Genomic DNA, 20,850 nt, shown 5'->3' with positions numbered 1-20,850 from the left:
TAGACTACTAATTATGGTGACTCTATTTTAATTTTCTAACTTAATACTTGTTACACAAAAACGTCCATACATATATGCTCATATATGTATGGACGGCATTTTGATTTCTCGTGATTTCAGATTTAGTATTCAGTAATCTTTTATTTATTTTTCTAAATTTAATTATCCACTTGTTCTATAGTGTAACTACATACTCCTTCCCAAAAACACCAACCTTGTTTCTTCCGGCTTGTTTTCCTCCTATATAAAGGGCGCGGTCTGCGTTTCTCATGAGATCCTTTATACTTTCCGAATCATCCGGTATAGAAGATACTCCTATACTTATAGTCATCTTCACTTCAATTGGGGTACGGTCAATCGATAAGTCTGGTATTACGGTGAATACGGTTCGCTCTACTTCTTTACGTATTTCCTCTGCAGTTTTCGCAGCAAACTCTTTATTCGCGTTGGATAAAACCAGCACAAACTCTTCCCCGCCGTATCTTGCCAGCGTGTCCTCAGGTCCGACAAAGTTTTGTAAAACAGAACTTAAATCACAGAGTAAGTCATTTCCACTTTCATGACCGTATGTGTCATTAATTCCTTTAAAATGATCGATATCCATAATTAAGACCGATAATGAGGAAATATCTTTCGTATGAAAGCGAATAATCTCCTCGTCTAGTTTCTTTTCCAAATAGCGATAATTGTATAGTTTTGTTAAACCACAACGTTCGCTCTTTTCTATCGTTTTTTCAAAAAACCTCGCTTTTACTAACGAAATGGCCAAATAACCGGTCAATATATCGACAATTTTATGTACAACTTTGTTAAATCGATTTTTTTCAGGAGATGTTAAGATTAAAAATCCTTCTGTCTTGTGTCTATGGATAATTGGAGCGATTAATACACTTTCTGTATGATTCAAGAACTGAATATTCCTAATAGCTTTTAACTCTCTAGCATTATGATAAGTACATATTTCATCCTTTTTTATTCCATCAATATCGGTTAAGTTACTGTGAAAAACGATACCATTATTTTTATTGTTATAAATACCAGATTCCATACTTTTCAACGTAAGTAACTGACTTCCTTTTCTTACATCTACAATAAAACCATTCTCATATGGAACAACATCTTGTAGTTTTTCAAGAAAAGTTTCCAGTACTTCATCGAAGCCTAAGTGATTTGCAAGTTCATGACCAATAACAGCAGCATGAGACAATTGTTCACTCAGCTTATTAGAGGTTGTGTAAATCCGAATTACAAACAAAATCACTATTAGTGGAATACCGATCAGGATAATCGATTTGTTCTGCAAGTTCAGATATAAGAAATATAAAGCAAGGCTCAATGGAAATATAACTACCGTAACAATATAATCCCAAATGGCCCCTTTCGATAAAAGTGAATAGTTCATACCTTTTAAATGAAAAAACACTTTGATAATCAAGTTGTTTAAAAGTGCGTGAACACAAACATAAACAATACCTACAATAAATAGTTTAGAAAAGTCCGTCATGCCAATTGAACCGCCAATTAGGTGAAAAACAAAAGCGCTTCCGAAAGATGTAATCATAAACATAATTGAATTGAAAAAAAATCTTTCGAAAACAGGGCTAAGAGCTCCTCTACTAAAAAGTAATATCAAAGTTGCAAACTGCGTAAAGAGTATTTCCGTGAAAAGTCCATATTGAAAAAATACCACAAAGGCGATCAGTTTTTCTAACGTAATCGTAACTTTTTGTATTTCTAAGGGTAAGAGCATCGTGAAAAAGAGCAATAAGAATAAGAGTCCAATGTTTACGAGCTCTAATGGTGCAGAAGGAAAGTAGTTGTAAGCAATATAAATACCAGCGGGAAATATGAGTAACCAAATAAAACTCAATATCGTAATTTCCTTAGACTTAATCAATGATTTCCCACCTCCATAACTTATTTCACATAGCTTGCAACACGATCTCTTCCAGCTTGCTTAGCCCATAAATATAGTGAACGGTCCGCATTTCTAAGCAGTGATTTCGCATCATCTGTATCCTCAGGAGCTGAAGACACTCCAATACTTACTGTAATAGTCACATTTTCCAGATTCGGAATTTCACCAAGACCCTGTGCAATAATAAACTCTGTGTTTCTAATCTTGATACGGAGTTTTTCAGCAAATTGAATTGCTTCTATTTTCGTCATGCCTGGCAATAAATAAATAAATTCTTCCCCACCATATCTTGCCACAGTCGCATCATTTGGAAGGGCTTCTTCTAGCACTCTTGCCAAGTTAAATAAAATATCATTGCCACTTTCGTGACCGTATGTGTCATTGATTTTTTTAAAATGATCGATATCCAGCATTAGTACGGAAAGACTTTCTGTATTTCCACTGTTCATTTCACGGACTTCATACTCTAATCTTTCTTCCATATATCTATAATTATAAAGCTTTGTTAATGCACATCGCTCACTTTTCTTAACGGTTTCTTGGACATATCTTGCTTTTTCAATCGAAACTGCAAAGTATGAGCAAAGTATGTCAAGAATCATTAACTGATAGTCTTTAAAAGCGTTTTTCTTAACAGAAGATACTAATAACACTGCTTCAACTTTTTGGTTTCGGGTAATCGGCAAACAAATAACACTTTGCATGTCATCTGGTGTATATCCCACAGAAAGAGATTCCCATTCCTGTCTATTGGGATAGATTATAGGTTTATTGTTTTTCAAAATAGTTCCTGCCAGTCCTTGTCCAGCCAACATAGGACTAAACTGTACATCTTCAAATCGATGGTATTCATACGCACGTACGAGTTCTAACCAACCGTCTTTATAATCAAACAGAAAAGTATATTCATTACCCAGCATTTTTGTGACATCAACTACAAACTGATCAATGACCTCTTTTTCTGTCATCTTATTTGAAAGTTCATGCCCAATTTCACCAGCATTTTTCAAACTTGAATTGAAGTGCTCAGAATTATTATAAAGTCGAAGTATTAGAGTAACAAAAAAGAACGGTACTCCTAGTAGTAAAAAAGAGCCTATCCCAATAAATTGCAACAAAAAATAGACTGTTAAAGAAAATGGAAGTATACCAAAACCAGCCAATTTGGAAAATACTATTTTCTTACTTAAATAAGAAGATTTAGTACCTGATATATTCTTATAAAATCTAAGTATAAAGTCCATTAAAAATGAATGCGTTAATTGATAACAAAATACAGCTAGTATGATTGGGCCAAACTCAACTGACCCAACCTCTCCACCAACGAAACTAAATACAGAAGCTGCTGCCACTGATAATATAAATAATATCAAAGAATTCATAAAAAAACGGTAAGGTCTAGTAGTATTATCTTTAGAAACTTTAACCAACATTGTTGTAATTGCGATTTGCATAAGAAGAGTTTCTACAAATAAACCATACAACAAAAAAGCGGGTATCGTTATCCACATTGCAAGAAAAAGCGGTTTACCATTTAAACTTATCGGAAAATTCAGAGTAACAATTGTGAAAAGTAAAAAGATTAAAAGATAAATCCAATTCACTTCTACTGGCCTATAATTCAAGTATAAATAAACCATTCCTGCTGGCACGACTAGTAACCATAAGCTGAACATTTTAAATGTGGACATTTGGAAATTACTTTTCCTCACGATACCCCTCCTTCCGTTAGCAGATTAGAAATAAACCGTATAAGAAAGACTTATCTTAAGTCTTCATGTTTATAGTTCAAAGTATTAAGTAAGTAAAGAGAACCCGTGACTATTGTTCTCCCGAATTTCCCCTTACCTAGTATTATAGTATCACCAACTATATTTGTCACGCTTTTTTCATAAAAATCACAATTTCTCAATAACTCTTCCCCAGAAGCTGATTCCATATGGTTAAATGTTAAAAATGTAAATGAAGAAGCAACTGGAATCAGACAGTCTAAAGTCCCTTTTATGTCTTTCGTTTTCAACATTCCAATAATGAAATCGACCTTTTCTCCTGGGAACTCCAGTCGAATCGTATCTGCAAGCGCGAGTGCTGCTGCTGGATTATGAGCACCATCTAAAAAAACATTTGGAAGGATTTCCTGAAAACGATGCGATAATTGCGTATTTGCAATTGCTATCTCCACGTTGCTTGCTGTTAATTCAACACCAACAGTAAGCAATGCCTCCATTGCAACGGCAGCGTTTATCCCTTGATGTTTGCCTTTCATCAACCGCTCACCAATATCAAATGTTTTCTTACCAACATATTTTTCAGTAACACCATACGTCAAATGAAAATCTTTATTATAAATGCTCAGCTGACTTTCTTTTTTCCCGGCAATAATTCGAATCTCTTCTAAAGCTTCATTAGATACTCGACCAACTACGACTGGAACACCTTTTTTAATGATTCCTGCCTTTTCCCTAGCGATTTCTTCAATTGTATTGCCAAGGAACGCTGTATGATCCAATGCTATCGTTGTTATGACAGACACTAGTGGATGAACAACATTCGTACTATCAAGTCTTCCACCCATTCCCGTTTCGAGAAGTACAAAGTCAGGTTGGACACGCTCAAAAGTTACAAATGCCGCTACTGTAAGCAATTCAAAATCGGTCAACATGCCACTTAGTCCTGCATTTTTCATTTCCAAAAAGGATGTTGTTAACTCCTCTTTCGTAATTTCATCACCATTTATTCGAATCTGATCGTGAATATCTCGAATTGCTGGAGATGAAAAAACACCGGTTGTGAATCCATTTTTTTGCAATAACGCTTCCATGAATGCAATCGTCGAGCCTTTCCCGTTAGTCCCAGCTACATGAATTACCTTCAGCTTTCGTTCAGGATTATTTAGCTTCACTAATGCTTCTTGTATGGCGTCTAAGCCCAAGCGAATTGCATCATCACTATCTATATTCAATTGTTTTTTATAATCATTCAGTTTTGGAATCAAAGCTATCCCCCCGTGTGGTAAAATTAATTATAGATAAACTATAACACGGTCAGGAGAAATCGATATGTATACTTGTTGGATAATTTATAATGGAAGTTTAACGCATGATAAATTTAGAGATCAAGCAATTTTAATAAAAGAAGCTGCGGAACGACAAAGCATTCAAGCAGTTATTAAAAAGAATTATGAAGTGATGATGGACTTGGAATCCACGATCGAGATACGTCCAAACTTCGTTGTTTTTCTGGATAAAGATATTTTACTAGCAAAATACATAAAAAACGCAGGCATTCCCGTATTTAATGATCCCGACGTGATCGAAACATGCGACAACAAAGCAAAACAATATTTGGAGTTGGCACACGCGGGTATCCCAATGCCAAAAACGATTATCGCTCCAAAAATATACCCTTCTTTTACCATTGTACATTCAGGCTACTATGAAAAGATTCTTAAGCAAATACAACTTCCAATGATTATCAAAGAAGGTCATGGATCCTTTGGTATGAAAGTGTATTTAATTGAAAATGAGGAAGAATTCTATGCAAAAGTTCAAGAATTACAAGGTGTCGATTATGTGTTTCAAGAGTTTATTTCAACGAGCAGGGGTCGTGACATTCGCGTAAATATTGTTGGAGATGAAATTGTTGCTGCCATGTATCGCTTTTCAGAAACAGATTTCAGAGCAAATATAACAAATGGCGGTGTTGCTGAAAACATTGAGCTTAACGACGCACAAAAAGAACTCTCACTCAGAGCCGCAAAAGCAGTAGGCGCAGAATTCGCGGGTGTTGACTTACTCTTTGGAGAAAATGAACAACCCCTTGTTTGCGAGGTCAATGCAGCCGCCCATATACGGAACATTTACAACGTCACAGGTATAAATGTCGCTGATGCAATGATTACGTATATTCTAGGGAAAATTAAATGAAAGGCTATGTGTATTACACACGAGCCGAATCCAAACGAAACCAGTTATTTATTGATGATTTAATTAAAGAGGCTAAAACTATTGGAATCCAATTAGAACTGCTTGTTGACGATGAAGTACCTAGTGCACATACTGATTTCATTTTATTCCGAGATCGAATTTCCGAGAAATCTAAGTCTTTTGAAGAACTTGGAATAAAAGTATTCAACCGGTCCGAAGTCATCCGAATCGCAAATCATAAACTGCGAACATTTGAGTTGGCTTCACTCCTCGGGATTCCTGCAGTTCCAACAAAGCGAATTCAAGAAGTAAGTGAAATTAATGAGTATCCTGTTGTTCTTAAGACTGTTGACGGCCATGGTGGAAATGAAGTATTCCTTTGCAGCACGGATGTTCAAGCGGAGGAATTTTTTGCTCAGTTTAGTGAAAGCCAATTGATTGTTCAACCGTTTATAGAATCAGGTGCACGTGATGTACGCGTTTTTGTTGTTGGCGGCGATATTGTAGGGGCTGTCAAAAGAACGGGTAACGGCTCTTTCAAATCGAACTATACGTTGGGTGGGTCGGTTGAGCGGTATGAACTTAGGAATTGGCAAATAAAAGAAGTTCAAACACTTGTAAAAGCGATTAAAAGTGATTATGTTGGGATCGATTTTCTATTGTTGTCAGATGGTAGATGGCTATTAAATGAAATTGAAGATCCGGTTGGTGCCCGTTCTTTGTATAAAACACATGACTTTTCAATTGCAACAAAGCTTATGCACTACATCAAAAAACAACTGTTAAACGAATGAATAAGAAAACGCCTGAACAGTTACGTTCGGCGTTTTCTTTAATGTTATAGAGTTTCAGTTACTTTCGGAGGTTGACACACATCGCATTTAGTTTGATTTTTATTTTTAAACTTAGTAAATGTTTTTTCAAAATCATTACCACACGCACATTTAAACTCCAGTTTTTGAGAGAATCCACGATATTCTGTCGATAGTAACTGACTATCTGAGTTTTTCTCAACATATTGTTTTATTTTATCAATCGACCATTGTTTATTCATTTGTTTACACCTCCAAAACTTATCGCTATTAAACAGACCATTAAGTGGCAATTTAGATATACCAATCGTTGAACTTCAACTACCAATTCCAATAAGAAGAAGTGAAAATGATGCTTATACAACTATTTAATCACAATCACGGGATGAATGGAAGTCATTAGACGAACGTAATGGGGTAAGAAATGGAAATTCAACAATTCTTCATTCACAACGCCCGGCTAGTTATTCAAACGAATAGTTAAAAGTGAAATGCTACTAAAAAGTGTAACCGCACTTCCATCAGCAACTGCTGACCCCATAGGCTTACTTCTTCTAATGTTTGTTTCATCTAGCGCATATTCTTATTATCATAATCAATTCTGAATAGTTTTAGGGTTGGGTTGTGCACAGGCATAAGTTATCAATGAAAGAAAACAGAAATTCACTAACATTAAGTAACTATTTGAAAATAGTTTGTGTTGATTCATCTTTTCAATGTATGTTGGATAAGATCCGTAGTTACAATTGTAATATAAAATCAATAAATAATCGCCATTAAGTTCATTAATTGGGTATGACAGGTGGAATTGGCCAATATTCAACATTTACTTCATGATTATTATTCCAGTTGAAACCATTGAATAAAACATCACCCACAATTTTACATTTGGTGGATAGTTCCGAAACAGAAACCCTTTCGATGTTTTTATGAGTTTTATTAATTGTCCCCGTGACATAAATCTTACTAGAGTTATCGATGTCTAATTTCTGTCCTATAGTAATATCCCCTAGAACACAGACCTTTGAATTATTACGCAAAAGAATATGACTCTTAACAGTAAAAGAACCCTTTATCAAAATTGATGAATTTGAAATTCCCTGACCGTTAAACTTATCCGCCTCTAAATCACCATCTATAAAAAAGCTTACGTCCTTCATACTATTCATGTTTTTTACGTCCAATTTACCATCAATATAAATTTTGGATCCATTAAATCCTTTATTATTTTCATTTTTCACCGTATATGGTTCTTTAATATAAACAGTTGAATTATTAATTTTACTAAAGGATGTACTGCTATTCCCAATACATTTTTTATTTGTTAAATCATTATTATTACAGGCAGGTAAACCTGAAGGATTAGGATAAAGATTTGTAAAGTCAATCACAGTTTCACCAACTGAACTTTCCCCATTATTTATTTTTGGCACTTCAAAAGTTATATCAAATCCCAAGTCTTTTTTGTACTTTTCGCCACCGCTATAACCAGAAATTATACCTTCTATCTTTACTCCTTTTGAGACTTGTATTATACTTAATAAATTTAATTTATCGAATTTCATATTCACGCTAATAGGATAATCTATCGGAAGCGGAATATTAGGTACAACTTTCTTCAAATATATTTCAAGGTCAGTTTGGACTTTCTGCCGAATTTTTTCTAACTTGATCGGCATATCTTCTTTTGTGATTTTTGTTCCATCTAAACTCTTAACTTCATCATTTACTTGCTTTTGCAATTTACTTTTCTCTTTATTAAACTCATTTACTATCGCCGTCTTATAATAATCCACACCCATCTCAGCAGCAACGACTGCCATATTATTTGTTTCAACAGTTCTTTCCTGCTTGGCATGGCTAACTGAACCTGTAACAAATGTTGCAGAAATAATCATTATGAATACAACTAATAGGAGTACAATAAGAAGTGCGTATCCTTTATCATTTCTAATTTTAAACAAATTTTCGCCTCCTAAATTTTATTCTGTCTTATATCTCACAAATGTTGTATCAATTGAAACCTTCAATTGATCATTAGACAGATCGATAAGCATTAAAGTCATTTGTAGATTGTCTTCCTTTGGATAGAACCTCTCAGACTCCTCTATTGCATCCCTTTCAGCTTGTGGCACTAAAGGGTTTTCAGGTTCTAATGGGTGATATAACTTATATTCATAACCGTTACTAATTAGTTTATCAGGCTTTGATTCATCACAATAGTCAAAAAACAGATTTTCATCATTAATTTTAAGACTGTAACAATCCTCTACTTCACGATGTTTTTGCAAAATAAATGTAATAATGTAATTCGCTTCCTGTTGCATCTTCAGTTTTTTTGTTTCAGTTAAATTATATTTAGTTGCAATAAAAAACGTTGTAAGTATTAGAGTGGCGATCATTGCTACAAGTGCAAGCACAGCTAGAAGCTCCACTAATGATACTCCATGCTCATTTTTATGTTTCACTAAATCGCCCCTTCTTTTTAGCTATCTATCCTTTTCTTAACTTTTATATATCCATATGTCTCACTGTTCACTTTTCCCCCATCTATCAATACTTTTAAATGAACTTTATGTAGGGCAATATTTTCGGGGTGCCCTTCATTTGAAAGAGTAGGAGATGCAGTAAATTCTACCACATAGGTGTAGCCCGCTTTATTACTAACAACTTTGATTATAGATCCTTCAACTGTGCCTAAACCATAGTCTATAAGATCATTAACAACTAATGGATTTCCTCCAACAAAACTTCTTTTTTGTATAAGAGCTATTTCCTGCCTTGCCAAGTTCATCGTTTCCAACTTAGTTTCAGTTTTCTTATTAAATAAAGTCATCTGTGGAAATATTATCATAAAGCCAACAAACACAATTCCTAGAATAACCAGTGCCGCAAGCACTTCTACAAGCGACATACCTCTTTCATTCATTCGCCTTTTTTGTGTGCGTTTTTCCATAAGCATCGTCCTTTCATTAACCTATTGAGACTATTTAGCATAGAACCTATAGATCTAGTTATTCCGGAGGTACTTCTATTTCTTTCTACCTAATGATCTATCATAATATAACTATACTATTTCTTCATTTGAACATATTTTACCACAATTTATTGATTTCCGGAAATTTGTTTTGAAGAATTTCTGACTTTATAGATTTGAAGTTACCTCAAGTTTTCTTGTCATCTTTATATGACTAACTCATCGGATGCCCTTCCAAATAAGAAAAGCACCCCATTAGTCGCAAATTCCGACTAATAAGATGCCATTCCCTCTAAATTATAGCTCTTTCAATTCCTGCATACGCTTCTCAACCGTAGCGTACTTATCTAAATAATCCTGTTCCTTCGCACGTTCTTCTGCAACAACTGCATCAGGTGCATTTGAAACAAATCGTTCATTCGCAAGTTTCCCTTGAACGAGTTTCACTTCACTTTGCCACTTCTTAAGTTCTTTCGTTAGACGAGCAATTTCTTCGTCGATATTAAGCAAGCCTTCGAGTGGTAAGAATAATTCTGCTCCAGTAACAACAGCTGACATTGATTTTTCAGGTGATGAAATGTCTTTACCTATTGTCAATGTTTCAGGATTACAGAATCGCTCAATATACATACGATTGGATTCTAGAATTTCTGCTGTCTCGTCTTGTTTCACCGAAATATACAGTGGAACTTTTTTACTCATTGGTGTATTTACTTCTGCCCGAATCGTACGCACCGAACGAATGATGTCCATTAGTAATTTCATTTCAGACGCACGCTCTTTATTTGAAAGAGTTTCATCGACTACCGGCCATGCAGCAATCGTTATAGACTCGCCTTCATGCGGTAAGTTCTGCCAAATTTCTTCCGTCATAAACGGCATGAACGGGTGGAGTAACCGCATTGTATTATCAAGAACATACGCAAGAACGGAACGCGTCATTTTCTTCGCGTCTTCATCTTCGCCTTGTAATGGTAACTTAGACATTTCAATATACCAATCACAGAAATCATCCCAAATGAAGTTGTATAACGCTCTACCTACTTCACCGAATTCATATTTCTCTGCCTGCTTCGTTACTTGTTCAATGGTTTCATTCAAACGAGTAAGAATCCAAGTATCCGCTACAGACTTTTTACCTGATAAATCAATTTCGTCGAACGTCATACCGTCCATATTCATAAGCGCGAATCGCGAAGCGTTCCAAATCTTATTGGCAAAGTTCCACGCCGATTCAACCTTATCTATTGAAAACTTAATGTCTTGTCCAGGAGATGCTCCTGTGGATAAAACATAACGAAGCGCATCGGCACCGTATTTGTCGATTACGTCCATCGGGTCGATACCGTTATCCAGTGATTTAGACATTTTTCGTCCATCTGCATCTCGGACAAGTCCGTGTATCAATACGTCATCAAACGGACGTTGGTTTGTAAATTCGATTCCTTGGAAAATCATCCGAGACACCCAGAAGAAGATGATATCATACCCTGTAATAAGAGCATTCGTCGGATAATAGCGTTTAAATTCCGCGTTTTCCGTATCTGGCCAGCCCATTGTTGAAAACGGCCATAATGCTGATGAGAACCACGTATCTAAAACATCTTCATCTTGCTGCCAGTTTTCAGGATCTTTTGGTGCTTCGTGCCCAACGTACACTTCGCCTGTTTCCTTATGGTACCAAGCCGGAATTCGGTGGCCCCACCAAAGTTGACGTGAAATACACCAATCGTGGACGTTTTCCATCCATCTTAAATACGTATTTTCAAATCGACTTGGTACGAAGTTCACTTTATCTTCGCCTTTTTGTAGATCTATTGCTTTATCCGCAAGAGGCTGCATTTTAACAAACCATTGCATAGATAAATAAGGTTCAATAACCGCGCCACTTCTCTCAGAATGACCAACAGAATGGAGATGCTCTTCAATATTGAATAGGACTCCCATTTCCTGTAGATCTTTAACAATCTGTTTACGACAATCAAATCGGTCCATATCCTTATACTTTCCAGCAAGTTCATTCATCGTACCGTCTTCATTCATAACAAGAACGCGTTCAAGATTATGACGATTTCCAATTTCAAAGTCATTTGGATCATGTGCAGGAGTAATTTTTACTGCTCCACTACCAAATTCCATATCCACGTAGTCGTCAGCTATAATTTGAATTTCTCGCCCGATAATTGGGAGTGTGACCGTTTTCCCAATCAAGTGCTTGTAACGTTCATCCTTAGGGTGAACCGCAACTGCAGTATCCCCGAGCATTGTTTCTGGACGTGTCGTTGCAATTTCAATGCTGCCTGTTCCGTCTGTAAGTGGGTAGCGCATATGATAGAAAGCACCTTGCACATCTTTGTGGATAACCTCAATATCAGAAAGTGCCGTCTTTGTTACAGGATCCCAGTTAATGATGTATTCTCCGCGATAAATTAAATCTTTTTCATACAATTTAACAAATACTTCTTGCACTGCTTTTGAAAGGCCTTTATCAAGAGTGAATCGTTCGCGCGTGTAATCTAAACCTAGACCAAGTTTGCCCCACTGTTCGCGAATATGTGTTGCATACTCATCTTTCCAGTTCCACGTCTCTTCTACAAACTTTTCACGACCGAGATCATACTTAGATCTACCTTCTGAACGAAGTTTCGCTTCAACACGTGCTTGCGTTGCGATACCTGCATGATCCATACCAGGAAGCCAGAGCGCATCATAGCCTTGCATTCGTTTCATACGGATTAAGATGTCCTGTAATGTTGTATCCCAAGCGTGACCCAAATGGAGCCTTCCAGTAACGTTTGGTGGTGGAATAACAATTGTATAAGGCTCTTTATCACTATCCGGTTGTGCTTCAAAGTACTTTCCTTTTAACCACCATTCATAGCGACCTGCTTCAACGGATAATGGATCGTATTTCGTCGGCATTGATAACTCTTCATTTGACATACTAATTCCTCCTATAAACTTTTATTAATGAAAACAAAAAAACTCCGTTCGTCAAAAAGGACGAAGGAGTTGCTCGCGGTACCACCTTTATTCGTGCACAAAAAAGAATGTACACCTCATAATACTTTAACGGCTTCTAACCGGCTTCTGCTACAGAATGTTTTCGATTTTGAAAACATATCCATGTTCTGGATTTCCAAAACATTTCAACATTTTCAAAGTTCAAAAATATTTTTTAACATTTTCAAAGTACGAAAATGTTTTATTCACAGAAACTGCTCGCGGGTGACATTCGATAATCTGTTTACAGGGCCTTCCACCAATGGCACCCTCTCTTTGGAAAACAAAATTGTCTACTATCCCATTCATCGCATCGATATATAGTTTCATTTAGTATATCGGAACCACGATTGAATCGTCAAGTAAATAACGAAAGGATTGTGTTATGAGAAAAGGTTATAATCCATACTTACTGCCCCCATGGCTTAGAAAAACAAGATTTTACTGCAAAGGCGTCATACTTCCCGTTGCAGTTTTTCAACTGATCCGGTTATTAATCGTACCTACCACTGGTGATTTTCTAGTCTTCTGTTTACTCGCCGGATTAGCCTTTGCTTTCCACAAAAACATCATTTGAGCGAAATATTGTAGAGGTAACACCATCTTCAAGCTCTGATAAAAATAACAATACCTCATCTTCATCATGAACCAAAGAAGTTTCGAGAATTGCGACAGCAGCTTTTGAAACTTCTTCAACTTCATCTAGTACAAGTTCTTCCACAACTTCAATCTCTTTATACGAACACTCAACATCCCAATTAATCTCACAAACCCCTTGTCCGTTAACGGTACACCTCGCATTCGACACATGAACCTCCAACGGTTCCCCAGCCTCTGACGGTAAGTCAATATTGAGCGGAACAGCATATTCAAAATACCCCATCTGCTCATTAAGATCCACATCGTCAATTAAAATCGCTTTGCTATAATCTTCTAAACTATACTCACCTTCCTCAAAAGTAACATTCGCAGCTATATGATAAATCCCTTTCAAACGTACCGCATCCTCAGTAGCTTCCTCCAAAAACCTAGGCGTCACCTTAACCATCCCCGCACCCGTAGGCAAACCCGCAGCTTCAGGAAAAATAAACTTCTCATTCATTTCCCATTGAACTTTTTTCATTACAATCCTCCTCCATATTCCTTCACAAACAATTCTATGCCTAACCAAACCCCACTAGAACCACAATTTCCACGAGTAGAATCCAGTATTGAACTAGGATTAAGTACTTCAATTCACACCTGAGATTGTTCATTCTTTTTGGGGTTCTTTCGAGAAAGTAAGTTAAGGTATATGGAGTTGGTATTTCTAATGGTCCGTGGTTACCAATACCGCTTGGCGCTTGCGATGGCCTTACGTAATAAGCTCGACAGAAGTGCACTGCCGATCTCCTTACTTCGGCTCACGCTTGACGCTTCTGCGCTAGATTGTTCTTTCTCTTGGCCTTGTATTTTGGGGTTTTTGTCGGGATTGTGGGTTGGGGATTTTGAAGGTATATGGAGTTGGGATTTCTAATGGTCCGCGGTTACCAATACCGCTTGGCCCTTGCGATGGCCTTACGTAATAAGCTCGACAGAAGTGCACTGCCGATCTCCTTACTTCGGCTCACGCTTGACGCTTCTGCGCTAGATTGTTCTTTCACCTTGGGCATAAACGTCACTTGATCATAACTACACTGAACTAATATTTCCCACACTCTTAGCTGATTGGAGTGCAGACCGACGACTCCAATGGGATCAGCGCGAATGTCGAGACCCCACAGGAGCGCGCTTTTCGCGACGAGGAGGCTCGACGAGCGCCCCATGGAAAGCGTTCGGTCGGAACGGAAATCAGCGTGGTTTAACGGTTATTCTCACAAACATTATTTATTGCACAACAAAAAAATCCCCCACGAAATTCTTTATCGTGGAGGACCTTCAAATGTATTATTTAGCTAACTTGGCAAACACATTGTGAAACGCTTGTACCGTCTTCTCAATATGCTCTTCAGTATGCGCAGTCGAAAGGAACATTCCTTCAAACTGTGACGGCGGAAGGAATATCCCTTCCTCAGCCATAAGCTTAAAATATTCAGCAAAAAGATCTAAATCCGAACTCTTCGCAATCTCAAAATTCGTCACTTCTTCATTCGTAAAGAAGAAACCAATCATCGAACCTGCACGGTTAACCGTATGCGGAATCGAATACTTCTCACAAGCTTCGCGGAAACCTTTTTCCAACAAATCGCCAAGCTTCATAAAATGCTTATAAGACTCAGGCGTTAGCTTTTTCAACGTTTCAATCCCAGCAGTCATAGCCAATGGATTCCCCGATAACGTTCCACCTTGATACACAGTACCTGCCGGTGCAATATTCTCCATAAGCTCACGACTACCACCATAAGCACCAACCGGCAAACCACCACCGATAACTTTACCAAGACACGTAATATCCGGAGTAATACCATAATGAGCCTGCGCACAATTATAATCTACGCGGAATCCAGTCATAACTTCATCGAAAATTAACAGAGAACCATTCTCCTTTGTTAACTCACGAAGACCTTCTAGAAAACCTGGAATTGGTGGAACAACCCCCATATTTCCAGCAACCGGTTCTACAATAACCGCAGCAAGATCATCCCCAAACTCCTTGAATGCAACTTTCACACTTTCCAAGTCGTTATAAGGTACCGCAATCGTGTTCATGGCAACAGACGCAGGAACACCAGGGCTATCTGGAAGACCCAGCGTAGCAACCCCTGAACCCGCTTTAATCAGAAGAGAGTCTGCGTGGCCGTGGTAACATCCTTCAAACTTCAAAATCTTATCTCTACCAGTAACACCTCGCGCTAAACGAAGTGCACTCATCGTTGCTTCAGTACCAGATGAAACCATTCGAACCATTTCAATTGACGGAACACGCTCGATGACTAGTTTTGAAAGCTCGTTTTCTACAAGCGTAGGAAAACCAAAACTCGTTCCAGTTTCAGCAACACGGTGAATACCGGCTACAACATCTGGATCGGCATGGCCTAAAATGAGTGGTCCCCAAGAAAGGACATAATCGATGTACTCATTTCCATCAATGTCTTTAATTACCGCACCTTTTGCACTTTCTATAAAAATCGGATCCATGTTTACTGATTTAAATGCACGAACCGGTGAATTGACCCCACCCGGCATTAAATCGACAGCTTCGGAATATGCTTTTTTTGAGTTCGTATAATTCTTCTCCAATTATTTCCCCTCCAACCAACGTGCTGCATCTTTTGCATGATACGTCATAATGATATCCGCACCGGCGCGCTTCATACTTGTAAGCGTTTCGATGACAACTTCTTCTTCATTGATCCAACCATTTAGAGCAGCAGCTTTAACCATCGAATATTCCCCACTCACATTATACGCAACAACGGGTAAAGTGAAATTGTTTTTCACGTCGCGAATAATATCTAAATAAGATAGAGCCGGTTTAACGATTAGAAAGTCTGCCCCTTCCATAACGTCTGATTCCGCTTCACGAATTGCTTCAATTCGATTTGCTGGATCCATCTGGTATGTTTTACGATCCCCGAACTGGGGGGACGAATTTGCAGCTTGACGGAAAGGACCATAATAAGCTGATGAATACTTAACCGCATAAGACATTATTGGGATATCTCCAAAACCTGCTGCATCAAGTCCTTGTCGTATCGCGGCTACGAAGCCGTCCATCATATTCGACGGTGCAATAATATCAGCACCTGCTTTTGCCTGGCTTATAGCCGTTTTTGTTAACAAATCCAATGATTCATCATTTACAACTTGACCGTCTCTAACGATTCCACAATGACCATGATCTGTGTACTGACAGAGACATGTATCCGCAATGACAACTAAGTCGGGATGTCTCTCTTTTACAAAACGAGTTGCTTTTTGAACAATGCCATCATCTGAATACGCTTCAGATCCCACATCGTCTTTCGAATTTGGTAAACCAAATAAAATGATAGAAGGAATTCCAAGTGAAACAACTTCATCCACTTCAATGGCAAGATTATCTAATGACAAATGATAAATCCCCGGCATAGAAGGAATTTCATTTTTCACACTGTTGCCTTCAACGACAAATATCGGGTAAATAAGATCTTCTTTTTTCAAAATGGTTTCTCTTACCATAGAACGAATTCCACTAACATTTCTCAAACGTCGATTCCGTCGAAAATTTATCGTATCCATTGTGAACCACCCTTTTTATTTTATCAATTCCAAAACGAGATCTTTAAGTGTATATGTAGATGGGATCACATCAACATGTGCACCTTTCTCAATAAGTGCTTGTTCAGTCACATGACCAATCGCACCTATTTTATACGTATCCCACCCTGTAAACGGAGCAATTTCTTCAGAAAATACGTTCACTGCTGATGGGCTCGCAAATAAAAGTGTACTTGATTTCTCAGTTTGCACTAAATTCTTCAGTGATTCAATATTATGAACTGCTTTCTCCGTTGAATAAACGGTCCATTCATCCACATCAAAAGGTAATTCTTCTCGTATTGTAACACCTGCTATTGAACCTCTTAAAAATAAGAGACGACGTGTTTCGTTTTCAGTCGGTTTGAATTCTTGAACAAATACATCCGCACTAAATACGGTAGGTATAAATTGTACAGTGAGCCCTATTTTAGTGAGTGCCGCAGCAGTCCGAGTTCCAATTGCCGCAATTTGAGATGTAATCGCATCTGGCGAGACACCAAAGCGCTTCATTTTAAGGCCGAACGATTCAACAGCGCTTTGACTTGTAAAAATGAGCCAATCATATGTTGGACATGTCATTAAACGTTGCTCATCCGTTGGTTCTATCCACTCCGAAACTTGAATAAGTGGTAGTGAAATCGGCGTTCCACCTAATTGTTCAACCAATTCAAATACATCTTCGGATTTTGGGGTTCCTGTAAAAATAATGATTTGCCCTTTTAGAGGTTGATCATTAGACATCCATCTCAGCCTTTACTCTTTCAATAACCTTTGAAGCCCCTTGACTGTGAAGGATTGTAGCAACTTCTTTTCCAGCTAAAACTGGATCCGTATTCCGAACCGTTTGTTTGAAAACTTCTGTTGCATCCGGAGAAGCGATGTAACCTGTAAATACTATGTCTGTGCCATCGTATTTTGCAAAACCAGCAATAGGTACTTGACAAGATCCGTCCATTTCGAATAAAAATGTACGTTCTGCTTCTACTTCTTTCCATGTCTTTTCATCCGTTAGTTTATTGAGTACCGAAAGCAGCTCAGTGTCCTCAGATCGACATTCAACAGCAAGCGCACCTTGGCCTACAGCAGGAATACAATCTTCTACAGACATATACTCGGTAACTACATCTTCGCTCCAACCCATACGGTTCATACCCGCTGCAGCAAGTAAGATGGCATCGTATTCCCCATCACGTAATTTTTTCAAACGAGTATCGATGTTTCCTCGAATCCACTTAATTTCAAGGTCAGGTCGCATTAATAGAAGTTGTGAACTTCGTCGTAAACTCGATGTTCCAACAATTGCTCCAACGGGTAAATCCATAAATTTAACATGATCATTTGATATGAATGCGTCTCTTGCATCTTCACGTTGTGGAATGCACCCAATGACAAGACCGTCTGGTAATTTTGACGGCATATCCTTCATGCTATGTACCGCAAAATCGATTTCTTTATTGAACAAAGCTTGTTGAATCTCTTTTACAAAAAGACCTTTTCCACCGACTTTAGATAACATTACATCAATAATTTTATCGCCTTTTGTAACGATTTCCTTCACTTCAAATTCAAAAGGTGCTCCAGCGTCTTTTAAATCTTGAATAAATTTATTTGTTTGAGTAAGAGCAAGTTTGCTTCGTCTAGAACCAACGATAATTTTTCTCATTTAAATCAACCTTTCAATTTCGGATTTTAGATCCAGAAGTGGAATCCTGACAATCTACTGCCAAGAAAGAAATTAATAATTACAAATAAAAATGCATATATGTTTATCCAAGCAAAATTCGCCCCAGTCAATCTTCCTCTTTGCAAAAGAAATAAGACCATTCCATAAACTGCAAGAACTAAAAATGAACCTATTATTTTCATATCTGTAAAGAACCATTCATTTAAAGCGATATGTGCCCATTGCATACCAAGGATTAAACTTATCAGTAAAAACGGGACACCCGTCAAGAGAGAGACTTTCATCCCCATTGAAGCTTGCTGAAGAGACGGCAGTCGGCCAAATTGCTTTGACCACTTCCTTTTTTTCAAAACTTTATAGACAAGCAAGTAAAGTATCGCAAAAACAAAAGACATCGCAAATGCAGCATAGGATAAAATAGCAAAAGTGATGTGGATAAATAATAGTTCTGAAATAAGAGCCTCCCCAACAGGAGACGATTCTATTTGCCCAGGTGCAAATGTGTGAATGGTCATGAATGTAAAACCAATCACATTTAAAAAGAAGACTGCATGACCAACTTTATAAAACAAATGGAGCAGTATTGAAAGCGTAATCAGCAGCCATGCGTAAAAATAAATACCTTCAAATAAAGTTAATATGGGGAAACGTTTTTTCTCAACGATATATACAACAAGAAAAATAGTCTGTAGCGCATATACTATTGTCAGGATCCAGAAAGCACTTCGGTGTGCAATTTTATCTTTATTTAAATAATCTATAAAGTAAAAAACAAGACTAACGGCGTATAGGATGACCATCAATTCGTGTAGTCTTGTCATCGTCATATCAGCCATCTGATCTCTACCTTCCCAGGAACAGTTAACGAAAAAATGAGATTCGACACTATTTTTTTAATATCAATCAAAAGTAAGTTCGGGTTGTGACAAGGTATTTCGTTCTGCCCTAGTTTTTAATCGCTCTTTGGCTAAATTCTCCAACGCTAGTTTTTCAGTTGCTACATCTTCATCAATACCAAATATCTGTTGAAAAAGCGCAAGTTTCTCGGACGATTTAGATTCCATTGCAAGTTCTTTTACCTGCTGTAATGGATCTTTCAAGAGTTGGTTTACAATGGATTTTGTATGTTTACTAAGAACTTTTCGTTCACGTTCTGTTAAATCAGGCATTTTGTTGAGAATGCTCTCCATTGTTTCACTTTGGATTCGATTTGCTTTTTGTCTAAGTGCTGAAATGACAGGTACTACTCCTAAAGTGACAAGCCACTCTTTGAAGTTTTGTATTTCTCCCGTTATCATTACACCAATTTCTTCAGCGGCACGCTGTCTTTCCGCCAAGTTTGCATTCACGATACCTTGCATATCATCGATGTCATATAAAAACACGTTAGGTAATTCAGCAATACGCGGATCTAAGTCACGCGGCACTGCAATATCAATCATGAAAATGGGTTTACCTTTTCGAAGACGATCAACATATTTCATGAGTTCATAGTCGATCACGATTCCAGTTGCACCGGTTGAGCTTATGAGAATATCCGCTTCAAGCAATGAACATTGCAATTCACCAATAGGCTTTGCAACACCATTGAATTTTGCTGCAAGTTTTTCAGCAGTTGAAAGCGTGCGGTTTATAACCGTTACTTTACTAGCCCCACTACCTTGCAGGTTTTTCAGAGCCAGTTCGCCCATTTCACCCGCTCCAAGTATTGCAACATGCTTATTACTCAATGTACCGAAAACTTTCTTACCAAGTTCTACAGCCGCATACGAAATGGATACGGCATTTTCTCCTATTGCTGTATCTGTATGTGCTCGTTTAGCAAAAGTTAAAGATTGCTTAAACAGTTCATTGAAAACAGTACCTGTAGTTCCAATGGATTGTGCTCCAAGGAAACTATCTCGCACTTGACCGATAATTTGTGTTTCACCAAGAACCATTGAGTCAATTCCCGCTGAAACTCTCATCAAATGCTCAATGGCTTCGTCATTTTCTTTAATGACTAAATGGGATTCAAAGGTTTCAACCGGTACATCAAACCAGTCTGCTAGGAATCGCTTCATATAATAACGTCCTGTGTGTAACTGATCCACGACAGCATATACTTCGACTCGATTACATGTAGATATTATTGTGTTTTCTAATATACTTTTCTGTTGTTGTAGTGTTTGCATCGCTTGTGGCAGTTCACTTTCGACAAACGATAATTTCTCCCTTAATTCCACTGGAGCAGTCCGATGATTTACACCGACTACGATTATATACATTGGTGGTCACACCTTTCACGTTCTATTTCATGCTTTAAAGTA

General features: G+C 37.6%; 17 protein-coding genes and 1 other annotated feature. Of the genes, 2 read left to right on the top strand and 15 right to left on the bottom strand.

Annotated features, from left to right (window positions below; all coding sequences use genetic code 11):
* Positions 1-175 precede the first annotated feature (175 nt).
* From ACFSFY_RS04310 to ACFSFY_RS04300, 3 genes are read right to left on the bottom strand one after another with little or no spacing between them, the layout of a single operon-like run.
* Positions 176-1,897, bottom strand: coding sequence for a sensor domain-containing diguanylate cyclase (locus tag ACFSFY_RS04310; protein ID WP_381535933.1), 1,722 nt, complete (start codon positions 1,895-1,897; stop codon positions 176-178).
* Between the two features lie 20 nt (positions 1,898-1,917).
* On the bottom strand, positions 1,918-3,630 hold the full coding sequence (locus ACFSFY_RS04305) for a sensor domain-containing diguanylate cyclase (protein ID WP_381535932.1): 1,713 nt from the start codon (positions 3,628-3,630) through the stop codon (positions 1,918-1,920).
* A gap of 50 nt (positions 3,631-3,680) precedes the next feature.
* The gene (locus ACFSFY_RS04300) at positions 3,681-4,913 is read right to left on the bottom strand and encodes a bifunctional folylpolyglutamate synthase/dihydrofolate synthase (protein ID WP_381535931.1); all 1,233 of its coding nucleotides are present in this window, start codon (positions 4,911-4,913) and stop codon (positions 3,681-3,683) included.
* A gap of 64 nt (positions 4,914-4,977) precedes the next feature.
* On the opposite strand from ACFSFY_RS04300, the gene ACFSFY_RS04295 reads away from it, so the two are divergent.
* Both ACFSFY_RS04295 and ACFSFY_RS04290 read left to right on the top strand, forming a co-directional pair.
* Positions 4,978-5,844, top strand: a complete 867-nt coding sequence (locus ACFSFY_RS04295; RefSeq protein WP_381535930.1) for an ATP-grasp domain-containing protein — start codon at positions 4,978-4,980, stop codon at positions 5,842-5,844.
* Positions 5,841-6,638 carry an ATP-grasp domain-containing protein gene (locus ACFSFY_RS04290; RefSeq protein WP_381535929.1) on the top strand — a complete coding sequence of 266 codons (798 nt, stop codon included), beginning with the start codon at positions 5,841-5,843 and terminating at the stop codon, positions 6,636-6,638. The genes ACFSFY_RS04295 and ACFSFY_RS04290 overlap by 4 nt, the downstream gene beginning before the upstream one ends.
* A gap of 44 nt (positions 6,639-6,682) precedes the next feature.
* On the opposite strand, the gene ACFSFY_RS04285 is transcribed toward ACFSFY_RS04290, so the two are convergent.
* The 12 genes from ACFSFY_RS04285 to hemA form a co-directional block, all read right to left on the bottom strand.
* Positions 6,683-6,898, bottom strand: coding sequence for a hypothetical protein (locus ACFSFY_RS04285; RefSeq protein WP_381535928.1), 216 nt, complete (start codon positions 6,896-6,898; stop codon positions 6,683-6,685).
* Positions 6,899-7,441: 543 nt separating this feature from the next.
* Positions 7,442-8,620 carry a hypothetical protein gene (locus tag ACFSFY_RS04280; RefSeq protein ID WP_381535927.1) on the bottom strand — a complete coding sequence of 393 codons (1,179 nt, stop codon included), beginning with the start codon at positions 8,618-8,620 and terminating at the stop codon, positions 7,442-7,444.
* Between the two features lie 18 nt (positions 8,621-8,638).
* The gene (locus ACFSFY_RS04275; protein ID WP_381535926.1) at positions 8,639-9,124 is read right to left on the bottom strand and encodes a prepilin-type N-terminal cleavage/methylation domain-containing protein; all 486 of its coding nucleotides are present in this window, start codon (positions 9,122-9,124) and stop codon (positions 8,639-8,641) included.
* A gap of 17 nt (positions 9,125-9,141) precedes the next feature.
* Entirely contained in the window at positions 9,142-9,612 is a 471-nt protein-coding gene (locus ACFSFY_RS04270) for a type IV pilus modification PilV family protein (RefSeq protein ID WP_381535925.1), read from the bottom strand.
* A 318-nt stretch (positions 9,613-9,930) separates the two neighbouring features.
* The gene (locus tag ACFSFY_RS04265) at positions 9,931-12,576 is read right to left on the bottom strand and encodes a valine--tRNA ligase (RefSeq protein ID WP_381535924.1); all 2,646 of its coding nucleotides are present in this window, start codon (positions 12,574-12,576) and stop codon (positions 9,931-9,933) included.
* A gap of 53 nt (positions 12,577-12,629) precedes the next feature.
* Positions 12,630-12,954, bottom strand: a binding site (T-box leader).
* Between the two features lie 226 nt (positions 12,955-13,180).
* Positions 13,181-13,759, bottom strand: a complete 579-nt coding sequence (locus tag ACFSFY_RS04260) for a hypothetical protein (RefSeq protein WP_381535923.1) — start codon at positions 13,757-13,759, stop codon at positions 13,181-13,183.
* Positions 13,760-14,562: 803 nt separating this feature from the next.
* Positions 14,563-15,855, bottom strand: a complete 1,293-nt coding sequence (gene hemL / locus ACFSFY_RS04255; RefSeq protein WP_381535922.1) for a glutamate-1-semialdehyde 2,1-aminomutase — start codon at positions 15,853-15,855, stop codon at positions 14,563-14,565.
* On the bottom strand, positions 15,856-16,836 hold the full coding sequence (hemB, locus tag ACFSFY_RS04250; protein WP_381535921.1) for a porphobilinogen synthase: 981 nt from the start codon (positions 16,834-16,836) through the stop codon (positions 15,856-15,858).
* A gap of 15 nt (positions 16,837-16,851) precedes the next feature.
* The gene (locus ACFSFY_RS04245; protein ID WP_381535920.1) at positions 16,852-17,598 is read right to left on the bottom strand and encodes a uroporphyrinogen-III synthase; all 747 of its coding nucleotides are present in this window, start codon (positions 17,596-17,598) and stop codon (positions 16,852-16,854) included.
* Positions 17,591-18,520, bottom strand: coding sequence for a hydroxymethylbilane synthase (gene hemC / locus ACFSFY_RS04240; protein ID WP_381535919.1), 930 nt, complete (start codon positions 18,518-18,520; stop codon positions 17,591-17,593). Before hemC ends, ACFSFY_RS04245 begins: the two co-directional genes overlap by 8 nt.
* A gap of 26 nt (positions 18,521-18,546) precedes the next feature.
* The gene (locus ACFSFY_RS04235) at positions 18,547-19,377 is read right to left on the bottom strand and encodes a cytochrome C assembly family protein (RefSeq protein ID WP_381535918.1); all 831 of its coding nucleotides are present in this window, start codon (positions 19,375-19,377) and stop codon (positions 18,547-18,549) included.
* A gap of 63 nt (positions 19,378-19,440) precedes the next feature.
* Positions 19,441-20,808 (bottom strand): glutamyl-tRNA reductase, encoded by a 1,368-nt coding sequence (gene hemA / locus ACFSFY_RS04230; RefSeq protein ID WP_381535917.1) that lies wholly within the window; start codon positions 20,806-20,808, stop codon positions 19,441-19,443.
* Between the last annotated feature and the right edge of the window lie 42 nt (positions 20,809-20,850).

This window comes from Sporosarcina siberiensis (assembly GCF_042681925.1).
Lineage (GTDB): Bacteria > Bacillota > Bacilli > Bacillales_A > Planococcaceae > Sporosarcina > Sporosarcina siberiensis.
The sequence above is the reverse complement of the archived record's forward strand: the minus strand, read 5'-3'. Positions and strand labels throughout refer to the sequence as shown.